Below are 17,166 nucleotides of genomic sequence, written 5' to 3'. Positions count from 1 at the left end.
TCCCTACACTGAAACTTCCCCCACAGTGTCTGGAGAACAAAAATGGCTGCTGTTATTGCAAAAGTTACGTCGATCAACGGCGAAGCCTTCGCCCGTGATGCGTCCGGTAAGCTGCGCCCACTCAAGGTCGGCGACGTTCTCTATGAAGGGGAAACGGTAGTTTCCGGCAACGGCGCGCAGGTCGTGCTGGCTATGAACGACGGGCGCAGCGTCACCGTTGGCGGCCAGCAGAGCGTGACCCTCGACGCCGAAGTGGCGGCGCTTGAAAAGCCCGACGCCAGCGACAGCGCGCTTGCCCATGACGGCAAGGCGCTCGCCCCGATCACCGCCGTCATCGCTCAGGGCAGCGACTTCGATGCCCTGCTCGAAGAAGAAGCCACCGCCGCCGGTGAGGCTGGTGCCGGTAACGAAGGGCACGGCTTCGTCGAATTCGCCCGTATCGTCGAGACCGTCGGCGGGCAGGCCTACCAGTTCTCCACCGAGCGGGTGGCGGCTGAAGACAGTTTCAACGGTGGCGACCTCAATCAGGAAAACGAAGCGCCTGCCGCGACCGATTACACGGTGACCACCGATGAAGACACGCCGGTTTCCGGTCGCGTGGTGGCAGTCGATCAGGATGGCGACCCGCTGACCTACACCAAGGGCAGTGACCCGCAGCACGGTACGGTGACGGTGAATGGCGACGGTACCTGGACCTACGTGCCGGCACCGGACTACAACGGCAGCGATCGCTTCACGGTGACGATCGACGACGGCAATGGCGGAATCGCGACGTCGACGGTGACGATCGGCGTGACGCCGGTCAACGATCCGCCGATCCCGGACGACCCGACCAACCCGAACTTCGATCCGACGACCGGCAACTACAGCGTGACGACCCAGGAAGACACGCCGGTCTCCGGTCGCGTGGTCGGCTCGGACAAGGACGGCGACACGCTGACCTACAGCAAGGCCAACGACCCGCAGCACGGCACGGTGACGGTCAATGGCGACGGCACCTGGACCTACGTGCCGGGCCCGGACTACAACGGAACTGACAGCTTCACGGTGACGATCGACGACGGCAACGGCGGAACCGCGACATCGACGGTGACGATCGGCGTGACGCCGGTGAACGACCCGCCGATCCCGGACGACCCGACCAACCCGAACTTCGACCCGACGACGGGCAACTACAACGTGACGACCCAGGAAGACACGCCGGTTTCCGGTCGCGTGGTCGGCTCGGACAAGGACGGCGACACGCTGACCTACGGCAAGGCCAACGACCCGCAACACGGCACGGTGACGGTCAATGGCGACGGCACCTGGACCTATGTCCCGGGCCCGGACTACAACGGAACTGACAGCTTCACGGTGACGATCGACGACGGCAACGGCGGAACGGCGACGTCGACGGTGACGATCGGCGTGACACCGGTCAACGACCCGAGCGTTCTGACCGCGGACACGAAGACGGTGTTCGAAGACGCGGTGGCGAGCGGCAATGTGCTGAGCAACGACAGCGACCTTGACGACACGCTGACGGTAGCGAGCTTCACGGTCAATGGCGCGACGGTGAATGCCGGCGAGACGGTGACGCTGGCGAACATCGGCAAGCTGACGATCGGCAGCGACGGGGAATACACCTTTACGCCGGTGGCGAACTGGAACGGTTCGGTGCCGCAAGTGACGTACACGACGAACACGGGCAGCACGAGCACGCTGGACATCACGGTGACGCCGCTCGACGACACGCCGGCGGCGAGCGACGACACGGCGCGGACGGACGAAGACCGCGCGGTGACGATCGACGTGCTGGCGAACGACCGCGACGTCGATGGCGACACGCTGACGATCACGCAAGTGAACGGAACGGCGATTGCGGTCGGCAGCCCGGTCGCGGTGGCGAACGGCGAAGTGCGACTGACGGCGGACGGCAAGCTGGAATTTGCGCCGGCGGCGAACTACCACGGTCCGGCGGACTTCACGTACACGGTGACCGACGGCCGGACGCCGGTGCAGGCGAACGTGCATGTGGACGTGACGCCGGTCAATGACGCGCCGGTGGCGAACGACGACCGGGTGACGGTGGTCGAAGACGAACCGAAGACGATCAACGTGCTGGGCAACGACAGCGACATCGACGGCGACAAGCTGACGATCACGCAGATCAACGGCACGGCGATCACGGTCGGCGTACCGCTGGCGGTGAGCAACGGCACGGTGACGGTGAATGGCGACGGGACGGTGACCTTCGATCCGGCCCCGGGGTACAACGGCGAAGCGATCTTCACCTACACGGTGAGCGACGGGACGGCGACGGACACGGCGACGGTGACGATCGACGTCGGCGGCGTCAATGACGCGCCGGTGGCCGCCCCGGATGCCGGGACGACGGATGAAGACACGGTGCTGAACGTGCCGGCGGCGAGCGGGGTGATCCTGGGCGCCGGTGCCGACACCGACGTCGATGGCGACAGCCTGCAAGTCTCGGGCGTTGCGTTCGGCGGCGCGCTGGGCAAGGTCGGCGAAGGCGTGGCGGGCCAGTGGGGCACGCTGACGCTGAACGCCGACGGCTCGTACCGCTACCAGCCGAACGACGCAGCACAAGGGCTGGACGACGGTGAAAGCCGGCAGGACGTGTTCTCGTACACGGTGAGCGATGCCGCGGGGCTGACGTTGACGACGACGCTGACGATCACGGTGACCGGGGTCAATGACGGCCCGGTGGCAGTGGATGACAGCAAGCAGATCCCGGAAGACACGCCGGTGACGCTGCCGGTGCTGGCGAACGACCTCGATGTCGATGGCGACACGCTGACGATCACGCAGATCAACGGCCAGCCGGTGACGGTCGGTCAGGTGGTGACGCTGACGACGCCGACCGGCGGCGCGATCGGGACGGTGACGGTGAATGCAGACGGGACGGTGACCTTCGATCCGGAAGCGAACTTCAACGGCCCGGTGGACTTCACCTACACGGTGACGGACGGCACGGCGAGCGACGTGGGCAACGTGCACCTGGTGGTGGACGACGTGAACGACCCGCCGGTCGCCCGAGACAACCTGGTGGAAGGCGACGAAGACACGCCGGTGACGTTCGACCCGAGGTCGAACGACTCGGACGACGACGGCGACCCGCTGACGATCACGGAAGTGAACGGAACGGCGATCGACGCCAACAATCCGGTGGTGGTGACGCAAGGCGTGATCGAGATGAACGCGGACGGCACGCTGAGCTTCACGCCGAACGCGAACTACAACGGGACGTTCACGTTCGACTACACGGTCGCCGACGGCCGCGGCGGTTCGGACACGGCAACCGTCGAGATGAAGATCAACGCGGTCAACGACCCGAGCGTTCTGACCGCGGACACGAAGACGGTGTTCGAAGACGCGGTGGCGAGCGGCAATGTGCTGAGCAACGACAGCGACCTTGACGACACGCTGACGGTAGCGAGCTTCACGGTCAATGGCGCGACGGTGAATGCCGGCGAGACGGTGACGCTGGCGAACATCGGCAAGCTGACGATCGGCAGCGACGGGGAATACACCTTTACGCCGGTGGCGAACTGGAACGGTTCGGTGCCGCAAGTGACGTACACGACGAACACGGGCAGCACGAGCACGCTGGACATCACGGTGACGCCGCTCGACGACACGCCGGCGGCGAGCGACGACACGGCGCGGACGGACGAAGACCGCGCGGTGACGATCGACGTGCTGGCGAACGACCGCGACGTCGATGGCGACACGCTGACGATCACGCAAGTGAACGGAACGGCGATTGCGGTCGGCAGCCCGGTCGCGGTGGCGAACGGCGAAGTGCGACTGACGGCGGACGGCAAGCTGGAATTTGCGCCGGCGGCGAACTACCACGGTCCGGCGGACTTCACGTACACGGTGACCGACGGCCGGACGCCGGTGCAGGCGAACGTGCATGTGGACGTGACGCCGGTCAATGACGCGCCGGTGGCGAACGACGACCGGGTGACGGTGGTCGAAGACGAACCGAAGACGATCAACGTGCTGGGCAACGACAGCGACATCGACGGCGACAAGCTGACGATCACGCAGATCAACGGCACGGCGATCACGGTCGGCGTACCGCTGGCGGTGAGCAACGGCACGGTGACGGTGAATGGCGACGGGACGGTGACCTTCGATCCGGCCCCGGGGTACAACGGCGAAGCGATCTTCACCTACACGGTGAGCGACGGGACGGCGACGGACACGGCGACGGTGACGATCGACGTCGGCGGCGTCAATGACGCGCCGGTGGCCGCCCCGGATGCCGGGACGACGGATGAAGACACGGTGCTGAACGTGCCGGCGGCGAGCGGGGTGATCCTGGGCGCCGGTGCCGACACCGACGTCGATGGCGACAGCCTGCAAGTCTCGGGCGTTGCGTTCGGCGGCGCGCTGGGCAAGGTCGGCGAAGGCGTGGCGGGCCAGTGGGGCACGCTGACGCTGAACGCCGACGGCTCGTACCGCTACCAGCCGAACGACGCAGCACAAGGGCTGGACGACGGTGAAAGCCGGCAGGACGTGTTCTCGTACACGGTGAGCGATGCCGCGGGGCTGACGTCGACGACGACGCTGACGATCACGGTGACCGGGGTCAATGACGGCCCGGTGGCAGTGGATGACAGCAAGCAGATCCCGGAAGACACGCCGGTGACGCTGCCGGTGCTGGCGAACGACCTCGATGTCGATGGCGACACGCTGACGATCACGCAGATCAACGGCCAGCCGGTGACGGTCGGTCAGGTGGTGACGCTGACGACGCCGACCGGCGGCGCGATCGGGACGGTGACGGTGAATGCAGACGGGACGGTGACCTTCGATCCGGAAGCGAACTTCAACGGTCCGGTGGACTTCACCTACACGGTGACGGACGGCACGGCGAGCGACGTGGGCAACGTGCACCTGGTGGTGGACGACGTGAACGACCCGCCGGTTGCCCGAGACAACCTGGTGGAAGGCGACGAAGACACGCCGGTGACGTTCGACCCGAGGTCGAACGACTCGGACGACGACGGCGACCCGCTGACGATCACGGAAGTGAACGGAACGGCGATCGACGCCAACAACCCGGTGGTGGTGACGCAAGGCGTGATCGAGATGAACGCGGACGGCACGCTGAGCTTCACGCCGAACGCGAACTACAACGGGACGTTCACGTTCGACTACACGGTCGCCGACGGCCGCGGCGGTTCGGACACGGCAACCGTCGAGATGAAGATCAACGCGGTCAACGACCCGAGCGTTCTGACCGCGGACACGAAGACGGTGTTCGAAGACGCGGTGGCGAGCGGCAATGTGCTGGCGAACGACAGCGACCTTGACGACACGCTGACGGTAGCGAGCTTCACGGTCAATGGCGCGACGGTGAATGCCGGCGAGACGGTGACGCTGGCGAACATCGGCAAGCTGACGATCGGCAGCGACGGGGAATACACCTTTACGCCGGTGGCGAACTGGAACGGTTCGGTGCCGCAAGTGACGTACACGACGAACACGGGCAGCACGAGCACGCTGGACATCACGGTGACGCCGCTCGACGACACGCCGGCGGCGAGCGACGACACGGCGCGGACGGACGAAGACCGCGCGGTGACGATCGACGTGCTGGCGAACGACCGCGACGTCGATGGCGACACGCTGACGATCACGCAAGTGAACGGAACGGCGATTGCGGTCGGCAGCCCGGTCGCGGTAGCGAACGGCGAAGTGCGGCTGACGGCGGACGGCAAGCTGGAATTTGCGCCGGCGGCGAACTACCACGGCCCGGCGGACTTCACGTACACGGTGACCGATGGTCGGACGCCGGTGCAGGCGAACGTGCATGTGGACGTGACGCCGGTCAATGACGCGCCGGTGGCGAACGACGACCGGGTGACGGTGGTAGAAGACGAACCGAAGACGATCAACGTGCTGGGCAACGACAGCGACATCGACGGCGACAAGCTGACGATCACGCAGATCAACGGCACGGCGATCACGGTCGGCGTACCGCTGGCGGTGAGCAACGGCACGGTGACGGTGAATGGCGACGGGACGGTGACCTTCAATCCGGCCCCGGGGTACAACGGCGACGCGATCTTCACCTACACGGTGAGCGACGGGACGGCGACGGACACGGCGACGGTGACGATCGACGTCGGCGGCGTCAATGACGCGCCGGTGGCGGCGCCGGATGCCGGGACGACGGACGAAGACACGCTGCTGAACGTGCCGGCGGCGAACGGGGTGATCCTGGGCGCCGGAGCGGACACCGACGTCGATGGCGACAGCCTGCAGGTGTCTGGTGTTGCGTTTGGCGGCGCGCTGGGCAAGGTCGGCGAAGGGGTGGCGGGCCAGTGGGGCACGCTGACGCTGAACGCCGACGGCTCGTACCGCTACCAGCCGAACGACGCGGCACAAGGGCTGGACGACGGCGAAAGCCGGCAGGACGTGTTCTCGTACACGGTGAGCGACGCCGCGGGGCTGACGTCGACGACGACGCTGACGATCACGGTGACCGGGGTCAATGACGGCCCGGTGGCGGTGGATGACAGCAAGCAGATCCCGGAAGACACGCCGGTGACGCTGCCGGTGCTGGCGAACGACCTCGATGTCGATGGCGACACGCTGACGATCACGCAGATCAACGGCCAGCCGGTGACGGTCGGTCAGGTGGTGACGCTGACGACGACGACGGGCGGCGCGATCGGGACGGTGACGGTGAATGCGGACGGGACGGTGACCTTCGATCCGGAAGCGAACTTCAACGGCCCGGTGGACTTCACCTACACGGTGACGGACGGCACGGCGAGCGACGTGGGCAACGTGCACCTGGTGGTGGACGACGTGAACGACCCGCCGGTCGCCCGAGACAACCTGGTGGAAGGCGACGAAGACACGCCGGTGACGTTCGACCCGAGGTCGAACGACTCGGACGACGACGGCGACCCGCTGACGATCACGGAAGTGAACGGAACGGCGATCGACGCCAACAATCCGGTGGTGGTGACGCAAGGCGTGATCGAGATGAACGCGGACGGCACGCTGAGCTTCACGCCGAACGCGAACTACAACGGGACGTTCACGTTCGACTACACGGTCTCTGACGGCCGCGGCGGTTCGGACACGGCAACCGTCGAGATGAAGATCAACCCGCTCGGCGATCCTCCCGTTATCACCGGGGATGATCTCGGTGCGGTGACCGAAGACGCCAGCAACCCGAACCTGAGCGACACCGGCACGCTGCTGGTGAGCGACGTCGATGGCGCGGACGAAGCGGTGTTCCAGACCACCGGCATCGTGGCCAGCGCGGGTGCGCTGGGCAGCCTGTCGATCACCGAAGCGGGCGTGTGGACCTACACGGTGCCGAACGCCGACGTGCAGTACCTGGGCGCCGGCGAAACCAAGGTCGAAACCTTCACGGTGAAGACCGCCGACGGCACCGAGCACGACGTGGTGATCACGATCACCGGCACCAATGACGGCGCCGAAGTGAGCGGCGACGACAAGGGTGCGGTAACCGAAGACACCTCGAACCCGAACCTGAGCGACACCGGCACGCTGCTGGTGAGCGACGTCGATGGCGCGGACGAAGCGGTGTTCCAGACCACCGGCATCGTGGCCAGCGCCGGTGCGCTGGGCAGCCTGTCGATCACCGAAGCGGGCGTGTGGACCTACACGGTACCGAACGCCGACGTGCAGTACCTGGGCGCCGGCGAAACCAAGGTCGAAACCTTCACGGTGAAGACGGCGGACGGCACCGAGCACGACGTGGTGATCACGATCACCGGCACCAATGACGGTGCCGAAGTGAGCGGCGACGACAAGGGGGCAGTGACCGAAGACGCCAGCAACCCGAACCTGACCGACACCGGCACGCTGCTGGTGAGCGACGTCGATGGGGCGGACGAAGCGGTGTTCCAGACGACGGGCATCGTGGCCAGCGCGGGTGCGCTGGGCAGCCTGTCGATCACCGAAGCGGGCGTGTGGACCTACACGGTACCGAACGCCGACGTGCAATACCTGGGCGCCGGCGAAACCAAGGTCGAAACCTTCACGGTGAAGACCGCCGACGGTACCGAGCACGACGTGGTGATCACGATCACCGGCACCAATGACGGTGCCGAAGTGAGCGGTGACGACAAGGGTGCGGTAACCGAAGACACCTCGAACCCGAACCTGACCGACACCGGCACGCTGCTGGTGAGCGACGTCGATGGGGCGGATGAAGCGGTGTTCCAGACCACCGGCATCGTGGCCAGCGCCGGTGCGCTGGGTAGCCTCTCCATTACCGAAGCGGGCGTGTGGACCTACACGGTACCGAACGCCGACGTGCAGTATCTGGGCGCCGGCGAAACCAAGGTCGAAACCTTCACGGTGAAGACCGCGGACGGCACCGAGCACGACGTGGTGATCACGATCACCGGCACCAATGACGGTGCCGAAGTGAGCGGCGACGACAAGGGGGCTGTGACCGAAGACGCCAGCAACCCGAACCTGACCGACACCGGCACGCTGCTGGTGAGCGACGTCGATGGGGCAGACGAAGCGGTGTTCCAGACGGCCGGCATCGTGGCCAGCGCCGGTGCGCTGGGCAGCCTGTCGATCACCGAAGCGGGCGTGTGGACCTACACGGTACCGAACGCCGACGTGCAATACCTGGGCGCCGGCGAAACCAAGGTCGAAACCTTCACGGTGAAGACCGCGGACGGCACCGAGCACGACGTGGTGATCACGATCACCGGCACCAATGACGGCGCCGAAGTGAGCGGCGACGACAAGGGTGCGGTGACCGAAGACGCCAGCAACCCGAATCTGAGCGACACCGGCACGCTGCTGGTGAGCGACGTCGATGGCGCGGACGAAGCGGTGTTCCAGACCACCGGCATCGTGGCCAGCGCCGGTGCGCTGGGCAGCCTGTCGATCACCGAAGCGGGCGTGTGGACCTACACGGTACCGAACGCCGACGTGCAGTACCTGGGCGCCGGCGAAACCAAGGTCGAGACCTTCACGGTGAAGACCGCCGACGGCACCGAGCACGACGTGGTGATCACGATCACCGGCACCAATGACGGTGCCGAAGTGAGCGGCGACGACAAGGGCGCGGTAACCGAAGACGCGTCGAACCCGAACCTGAGCGACACTGGCACGCTGCTGGTGAGCGACGTCGATGGCGCGGACGAAGCGGTGTTCCAGACGACCGGCATCGTGGCCAGTGCGGGTGCGCTGGGCAGCCTGTCGATCACCGAAGCGGGCGTGTGGACCTACACGGTACCGAACGCCGACGTGCAATACCTGGGCGCCGGCGAAACCAAGGTCGAAACCTTCACGGTGAAGACCGCGGACGGTACCGAGCACGACGTGGTGATCACGATCACCGGCACCAATGACGGCGCCGAAGTGAGCGGCGACGACAAGGGCGCGGTGACCGAAGACGCCAGCAACCCGAACCTGACCGACACCGGCACGCTGCTGGTGAGCGACGTCGATGGGGCGGACGAAGCGGTGTTCCAGACGACCGGCATCGTGGCCAGCGCGGGTGCGCTGGGCAGCCTGTCGATCACCGAAGCGGGCGTGTGGACCTACACGGTCCCGAACGCCGACGTGCAATACCTGGGCGCCGGCGAAACCAAGGTCGAAACCTTCACGGTGAAGACCGCGGACGGCACCGAGCACGACGTGGTGATCACGATCACCGGCACCAATGACGGTGCCGAAGTGAGCGGCGACGACAAGGGGGCAGTGACCGAAGACGCCAGCAACCCGAACCTGACCGACACCGGCACGCTGCTGGTGAGCGACGTCGATGGGGCGGACGAAGCGGTGTTCCAGACGACGGGCATCGTGGCCAGCGCGGGTGCGCTGGGCAGCCTGTCGATCACCGAAGCGGGCGTGTGGACCTACACGGTCCCGAACGCCGACGTGCAATACCTGGGCGCCGGCGAAACCAAGGTCGAAACCTTCACGGTGAAGACCGCCGACGGTACCGAGCACGACGTGGTGATCACGATCACCGGCACCAATGACGGTGCCGAAGTGAGCGGTGACGACAAGGGTGCGGTAACCGAAGACACCTCGAACCCGAACCTGAGCGACACCGGCACGCTGCTGGTGAGCGACGTCGATGGCGCGGACGAAGCGGTGTTCCAGACCACCGGCATCGTGGCCAGCGCGGGCGCGCTGGGCAGCCTGTCGATCACCGAAGCGGGCGTGTGGACCTACACGGTACCGAACGCCGACGTGCAGTATCTGGGCGCCGGCGAAACCAAGGTCGAAACCTTCACGGTGAAGACCGCGGACGGCACCGAGCACGACGTGGTGATCACGATCACCGGCACCAATGACGGTGCCGAAGTGAGCGGCGACGACAAGGGGGCTGTGACCGAAGACGCCAGCAACCCGAACCTGACCGACACCGGCACGCTGCTGGTGAGCGACGTCGATGGGGCAGACGAAGCGGTGTTCCAGACGGCCGGCATCGTGGCCAGCGCCGGTGCGCTGGGCAGCCTGTCGATCACCGAAGCGGGCGTGTGGACCTACACGGTACCGAACGCCGACGTGCAATACCTGGGCGCCGGCGAAACCAAGGTCGAAACCTTCACGGTGAAGACCGCGGACGGTACCGAGCACGACGTGGTGATCACGATCACCGGCACCAATGACGGTGCCGAAGTGAGCGGCGACGACAAGGGGGCAGTGACCGAAGACGCCAGCAACCCGAACCTGACCGACACCGGCACGCTGCTGGTGAGCGACGTCGATGGGGCGGACGAAGCGGTGTTCCAGACGACGGGCATCGTGGCCAGCGCGGGTGCGCTGGGCAGCCTGTCGATCACCGAAGCGGGCGTGTGGACCTACATGGTACCGAACGCCGACGTGCAGTATCTGGGCGCCGGCGAAACCAAGGTCGAAACCTTCACGGTGAAGACCGCCGACGGTACCGAGCACGACGTGGTGATCACGATCACCGGCACCAATGACATCCCCGATGTCCGTGGTGACGATCCGTCGATCCTCGGTGACCAGCTGCGCACGCCGGAAGACACGCCGCTGACCATCCTGCCGTCGGCCCTGCTGGCCAACGACAGCGATGTCGATGGCGATGCGCTGACGGTGGTCGGCGTCGATAGCGTGGCTCGCGATGCCGGTGGCAATCCGGTCGGTACCGTGACGGCGACCTTCGACGGCAATGGCAACGTGGTCAGCATCGAATTCACGCCGAACAAGGATTACAGCGGCGAGGCGACCTTCGATTACACCGTTTCCGACGGTCACGACACGGCGAGCGCGACGGTGACGGTGGAAGTGACGCCGGTTGCCGACACGCCGCTGGTGACGATCCAGGTTGGCGACGCGGTGACCAACAACGTCACCATCGACAACACCAACGTCCTGGCCGGCGCCGGCTTCACCGTCACCGCCTACAACCTGGACGGCAGCACCGGTACGGTCAGCGTCGTCAATAACGGCGGTTCCACCGGCAACGTGACCGGCTTCGGTGTCGATCAGGTGTCTTCCGGTGCCGATAGCGAAATCGGACACGCCGCAGGCGTTTCCGAAAAGGTCCGGGTGACCTTCGACGATCCGGTGTCGAGCGCGACGATCCAGCTTGCCTGGCTGCATTCCAGCGAACGCGCCAGCTACACGTTGTACGACAGCGCCGGCAACGTGATCGGCCAGGGCTCCATGAACGGTGTCACCGACGTGCTCGATTCGCCCTTCACGGTGGTCAGCGACAACGGTCAGCAGATCAGCTACATCGAATTCAGTGCCCCGCGCGCCGGCGACGATTACCTGATCCACTCGGTCACCTTCGCCCAGACCAAGAGCCATGATCTGACGATCACGGTGACGCCGCAGGACATCGACTACTCGGAAGATGTCGCGACGGTCACGGTGTCGGTACCGGCCGGGGTCACGCTGTCGCATGGGACGCAGAATCCTGACGGGACCTGGACCCTGCCGCTGGTCAGCGATGGTGCCTACACCGTCACCATCGACCCGGTGACCAAGGCGGTGCAGATTACCGGCCTGACGATGACGACGCCGGTCGAAATGACGCAGTCGATGACCGTGACGGTCACCGCGACGGCGCGCGACGGTTCGGATCTGGCCGACGGCTCCGCCTCGATCTCGACGGTGGGGCTGGTCACCAGCATCGCCACGGTATCCGAGGAAGGTCTGGCAGGCGGCAATCCCGACAACAGCGGCAGCCCGGACACCACCGATGCGGTGGTTGCCAGCGGCACGCTGGCGATCTCCGGCGACGGCGACCTCAGCATCACCTTCACGCCGCCGGCCGACCTGACGTCGAACGGTACGGCGCTGACCTGGGTCACTTCGACCGTCGGCGATGCCACCATCCTGACCGGTTCGGCCAATGGCCAGGACATCCTGACCGTGACGGTACAGCCGAATGGCGCCTACCAGGTCGAACTGAAGGGGGCGCTCGATCATCCGGTGACGGACCTCGAGGACATGCTGCGCCTGGATATCGGGGTGACGGTGAGCAACGGCGTCAACAGCACGACGACGCCGCTGACGGTGCTGGTCGAGGACGATTCGCCGGTGGCCGGGACGCTGACGCAGGATGTCGTGGTGACGCAGAACACCAACGTCATGATCATCCTCGACAACTCGGGCAGCATGAACGACACGGTCGGCTCGACGACCCGTCTGGCCTTGGCCAAGGCGGCGCTGATCAACCTCATCAACACCTACGACGGTTACGGTGAAGTGGCGGTCCAGTTGGTCACCTTCAGCACCGTTGCCAACATGTCGAGCGGCGTCTGGGTCAGTGCCAAGGATGCCATCGACCTGATCAATGCCGTCACGTCCACCAACAGCACCAACTACGACGCCGCGCTGGCGCAGGCGATCGAAGCGTGGGGCAACGCCGGCAAGCTGACGACGGTGCCGCCGGGCGGTACGCTGCAGAACGTGGCCTACTTCCTGACCGATGGCGCGCCGAATGCCAACGACGGCGACGTCAACGCGTTGCTCAACCAGGGAACCGCCAACGGTGGTGCCGATCAGGGTATCCAGTCCGGTGAAGAGTCGATCTGGACGCAGTTCCTGACTGCCAACAACATCAACTCGATCGCAGTCGGCGTCGGTTCCGGGCTGAGCACCACGCAGATGGCGCAGATCGATCCGGTGGCCTACAACGGGACGACGGGAAGCAACACCAACGCCATCCAGGTGCTCAACGAAAGCAACCTGTCGGCGGTGCTGCAGGCAACGGCGATCCCGGCCAGCTCCGGCAACCTGCTCACCGGTGCGACGCCGGGTGCGGTCGGGGCCGACGGTGGCCACCTAGTCAGCGTTGCGATCGGCGCGGTCGGCGACCGCAGCACCTACACCTGGGACACGGCGAACAACACCGTCTCCGTGGTCCGGGACGCTGGGGCAACGGGCAGCTACACCTGGGATGCGGCGACGCATGTGCTGACGATCACCACCGAACTGCAAGGCACCTTCACCGTTGATATGGACTCCGGCGACTACACCTACCGGCCGTCGGCAACGCTGACCGGTACGGTCCAGGAAGTCGTCGGGTTCACGCTGATCGACAACGATGGTGACCGTGCCAACGGCGAACTGACGATGAACATCTCCCGCAACGCGGGCGGTGAGGTCGACGGCAGCACCGGGAACGACACGCTTGACGGTACCACCGGCAACGACGTCATCAACGGCCTGGCCGGCAACGACATCGTCAACGGTGGCGACGGAGACGACAAGTTGTCGGGTGGCGCGGGCACCGACCAGCTCACGGGCGGTACCGGCAACGACATCCTGTCCGGCGGTGCCGGTGCCGACACCCTGGATGGTGGCGAAGGCAACGACATCATCTGGGGCGGCGCCGGTGGCGATACGCTGACCGGTGGCCTGGGTGCCGATACCTTCCAGTGGGTGCTGGGCGACCGCGGCAGTATCCAGTCGCCGGCGATCGACCGGGTGACCGACTTCAACGGTACCCAGGGCGACGTGCTCGACCTGCGCGATCTGCTGCAGGCGCCGGTCAACGCGTCGGCGGCCGATCTCGACAACTTCCTGCACTTCCAGTACTCGGGTGGCAACACGACGATCTACGTCAGCACCAGCGGGGCGTTCTCCAACGGCAACACGGCCGGTGGCCTGCCGAGCAACGTGTCCAGCAACGATGTCATGCAGATCGTGCTGGAAGGGGTCGATCTGGTCGGTGGCGGCAGCCCGTCGGATCAGCAGGTGATCCAGAACCTGTTGAACCAGGGGCGTCTGCTCACTGATTGATCTTCCGCGTCGTCAATAGCAAAAGGGGCTGGTCATCCAGCCCCTTTTTTTCGTCCGCCGGTTTCAGTCCAGGCTGGCGCGCAATCTCGCCAGGTCCGGAATCTCGATCTCCCGGCCGTGGACGACGATCAGTCCTTCGTCGCTCAGTTCGTGCAGGATGCGCGAGAAATGTTCCTGGGTCAGGTTGAGGCGCGAGGCGACGATGCCCTTGGTGGTCGGCAGGGCAAGCCGGGCCGCATTGCCGGTCGCCGCGCAGGGCGCCAGTTCGCGCAACAGGTAGGTGACGATGCGCTCCTTGCCGGAATGCAGCGAATAGCCTTCCAGGTCGTTGACCATCTGGTGCAGGCGGATCGCCATGCTGGCGAGCATCTTGCGCGCCAGCTTCGGGTCCTTGGCCAGTTCCTCGTCGACCGTGGTCTTGGCGATGTGCAGCAGGTGGGAGTCGGCGAGCGCCTGGGCGTCGACGATGTAGGGCGACTCCATGAACATCAGCGCCTCGCCGAAGCTCTGGCCGGGGCGGATCACCTCGACCACCTTTTCGTTGCCCTGGGCCGAGGTGAAGGCCAGCTTGATCTGGCCGGAGAGCAGCAGATGGAAGCCAAGGCAGGGGTCGCCGCGGTGGAACAGCAGACTGCCCTTGGCGGCGCGGATTTCCCGGCTGCCGCGGGCGATGCGGTCGATCTCCTCGGGCGACATGTTGGTGAACAGCGGCAGGTCGGCGAGCAGGGCGTGGATTTCGGGTCTGGGCAGGGTGGTCATCGTCGCTTCTTCATTGGGCAGCCAGATCAGGCGCGTTCGCCCTTCAGCTTGCGGTACAGGGTCTGCCGGCTGATGCCGAGCTGGCGGGCGGCGGCGCTCAGGTTGCCGGCGTGGTCGGCGACCGCCTGGTGGATGGCGGCGAGCGACAGGGCGGCAAGGTTGCGCTGGCCGGGTTCGTTGCCGGCGGCCGGGGGCTGGGGCGCGCGCTGCAGCGCATCGACCAGATCGTCGGGCAGGTGCGGCCAGTCGATCAGCGATTCGCCGGGGTCGAGCATGGCGCAGGCGGTGCGCAGCACGCTGGCCAGTTGCCGCAGGTTGCCCGGCCAGGCGTAGCCGGTGAGGCGGTGCTGCAGCGCCGGTTCGATGGCCAGCGGGGCGTCCGGGAAGAATTCGCCGAGCAGCTTGTCGCACAGCGCGGCGAAGTCGTTGCGCTCGCGCAGCGCCGGCAGGTTCAGTGTCAGGCCGTTGATCCGGTAATAGAGGTCGCTGCGGAACTGGCCGGCGGCGCTGGCTGCCGGCAGGTCGCGATGGGTGGCGCAGATCAGCGAGAAACGGACGTCGACCGCGACGCCACCACCGAGCGGCAGCACCTTGCGTTCCTGGAGGACGCGCAGCAGCCGGGTCTGCATCGCCAGCGGCATGTCGCCGATCTCGTCGAGGAACAGGGTGCCGCCTTCGGCTTCGCGCAGGCGGCCGATGTAGCCCTCCTTGCGGGCGCCGGTGAAGGCGCCGGGCTGGTAGCCGAAGAGTTCGGCTTCGATCAGGTTTTCCGGCAGCGCGGCGCAGTTGATGGCGACGAAGGGGCCGTTGCGCTGCGGCGAGGATTCGTGCACGGCGCGCGCGAACAACTCCTTGCCGACGCCGGATTCGCCGCTGAGCAGCAGCGGGATGTCCTTGCCGAGGATGCGCCGCGCCTTGTCGGCCGCCGCCCGCCAGCGCAGATCGCCGGTGTCGAGGGCGGTCAGCGCGTCGCTACGCGGCGGGGTAGCGTTCTTCGGAAGCGACAGGGCGCGCGGTTCGTGGCCGTCGAGCCGGGCGTAGATGGCCTGGCCGTCGTGGCGGTGGAGGCTGAGGAGCTGGCCGGGACGGCGCCGGCTGCGGGCGAGCAGGTCGTCGATCCGGGCGTCGAGGCTACGGAACAGCGGGGTGCCGCCGATGTCGGCCGTCGATAGGCCGAGCATGCGCAGCGCGTTGCGGTTGGCGCCGACGATCCAGCCGTCCTCGGAAAGGGCGACGATGCCCTCGGCGACGGTGCCGATGCCGGCCGGGTCCGGGTGCAGGTAGAGGCGCAGGTGGCGGCGGCAGGCATCGGCGACCAGCCGGTTCTCGATCATCCGGGCGGCGGTGTTGACCAGGCCCAGGGTGTGCGGATGACGGCTGCGCCGGTCGCCGGAAATATCGAGGATGCCAAGCAGTTCGCCGGTGGCGGAGACGATGGGCGCGGCGGCGCAGGTGAGGAAGGTGTTGCGTTCGAGGAAATGCTCGTCGCCGTGGATTTCGATACCGCTCGCTTCGGCCAGCGCCGTGCCGATGGCGTTGGTGCCGCGCTGCCGCTCGTCCCAGCAGGCGCCCGACATCAGCGCGACGCGCTCGGCCTTGCCGAGAAAATCGGTGTCGCCCAGGGTGTGCATGAGGACACCGTGATTGTCGGCAAGGACGACCAGGCTGTGACTGTGGCGCACCTGTTCGAACAGGTATTCCATGATCGGCCGCGAGTGGTTGAGCAGTTCGCGGTTGCGCCCCAGGGCGCGGCCCAGTTCGCCGGCCGTCAGATTGTCGGGGACGGCCAGGCGGCCGGTCGGCGTCAGGCCGGCGGCAAGGCTGCGCCGCCAGGAGCGGGCCAGGCGTTCGTCGATTTCGCTATCGGCAAAATTGCCGCCGTCGAGCAGCTTGAGTCTGGCCTGCCGCAACTGTGGGCCGGCTACGGGGGGATGGGCGTGCATCGGGGTTGTCTCCTTATCGGGTCGCGGCCCGTTTTTTGCCGAGTATAGGCCGCATGCCGGGCGATGCAAGTGTTGCGGGAGCAAATGTGCCAGCCTGTTCCAAATTGTTACACCTGTTGCCGCCTGCAACGTTCCAGCAAGGATTCCGGTGTTGTATTTCTGCTCGATAAAGCAATGAAATCAATCGCCTGGAATGCTGGCA

General features: G+C 66.2%; 3 protein-coding genes. 1 reads left to right on the top strand and 2 read right to left on the bottom strand.

The annotated features are described in order from the left end of the window. Positions 1-42: 42 nt before the first annotated feature. On the top strand, positions 43-14,262 hold the full coding sequence (locus tag AC0KWY_RS08310) for a retention module-containing protein (protein WP_474029171.1): 14,220 nt from the start codon (positions 43-45) through the stop codon (positions 14,260-14,262). Positions 14,263-14,325: 63 nt separating this feature from the next. Here AC0KWY_RS08310 and AC0KWY_RS08305 read toward each other — a convergent pair whose 3' ends face one another. Beyond that, positions 14,326-15,021 carry a Crp/Fnr family transcriptional regulator gene (locus tag AC0KWY_RS08305; protein ID WP_474029170.1) on the bottom strand — a complete coding sequence of 232 codons (696 nt, stop codon included), beginning with the start codon at positions 15,019-15,021 and terminating at the stop codon, positions 14,326-14,328. A 26-nt stretch (positions 15,022-15,047) separates the two neighbouring features. Continuing rightward, positions 15,048-16,964 (bottom strand): sigma-54-dependent Fis family transcriptional regulator, encoded by a 1,917-nt coding sequence (locus AC0KWY_RS08300; RefSeq protein WP_474029169.1) that lies wholly within the window; start codon positions 16,962-16,964, stop codon positions 15,048-15,050. Positions 16,965-17,166 lie beyond the last annotated feature (202 nt).

The organism is Azonexus sp. MM2026_4, assembly GCF_055901855.1.
The sequence above is the reverse complement of the archived record's forward strand: the minus strand, read 5'-3'. Positions and strand labels throughout refer to the sequence as shown.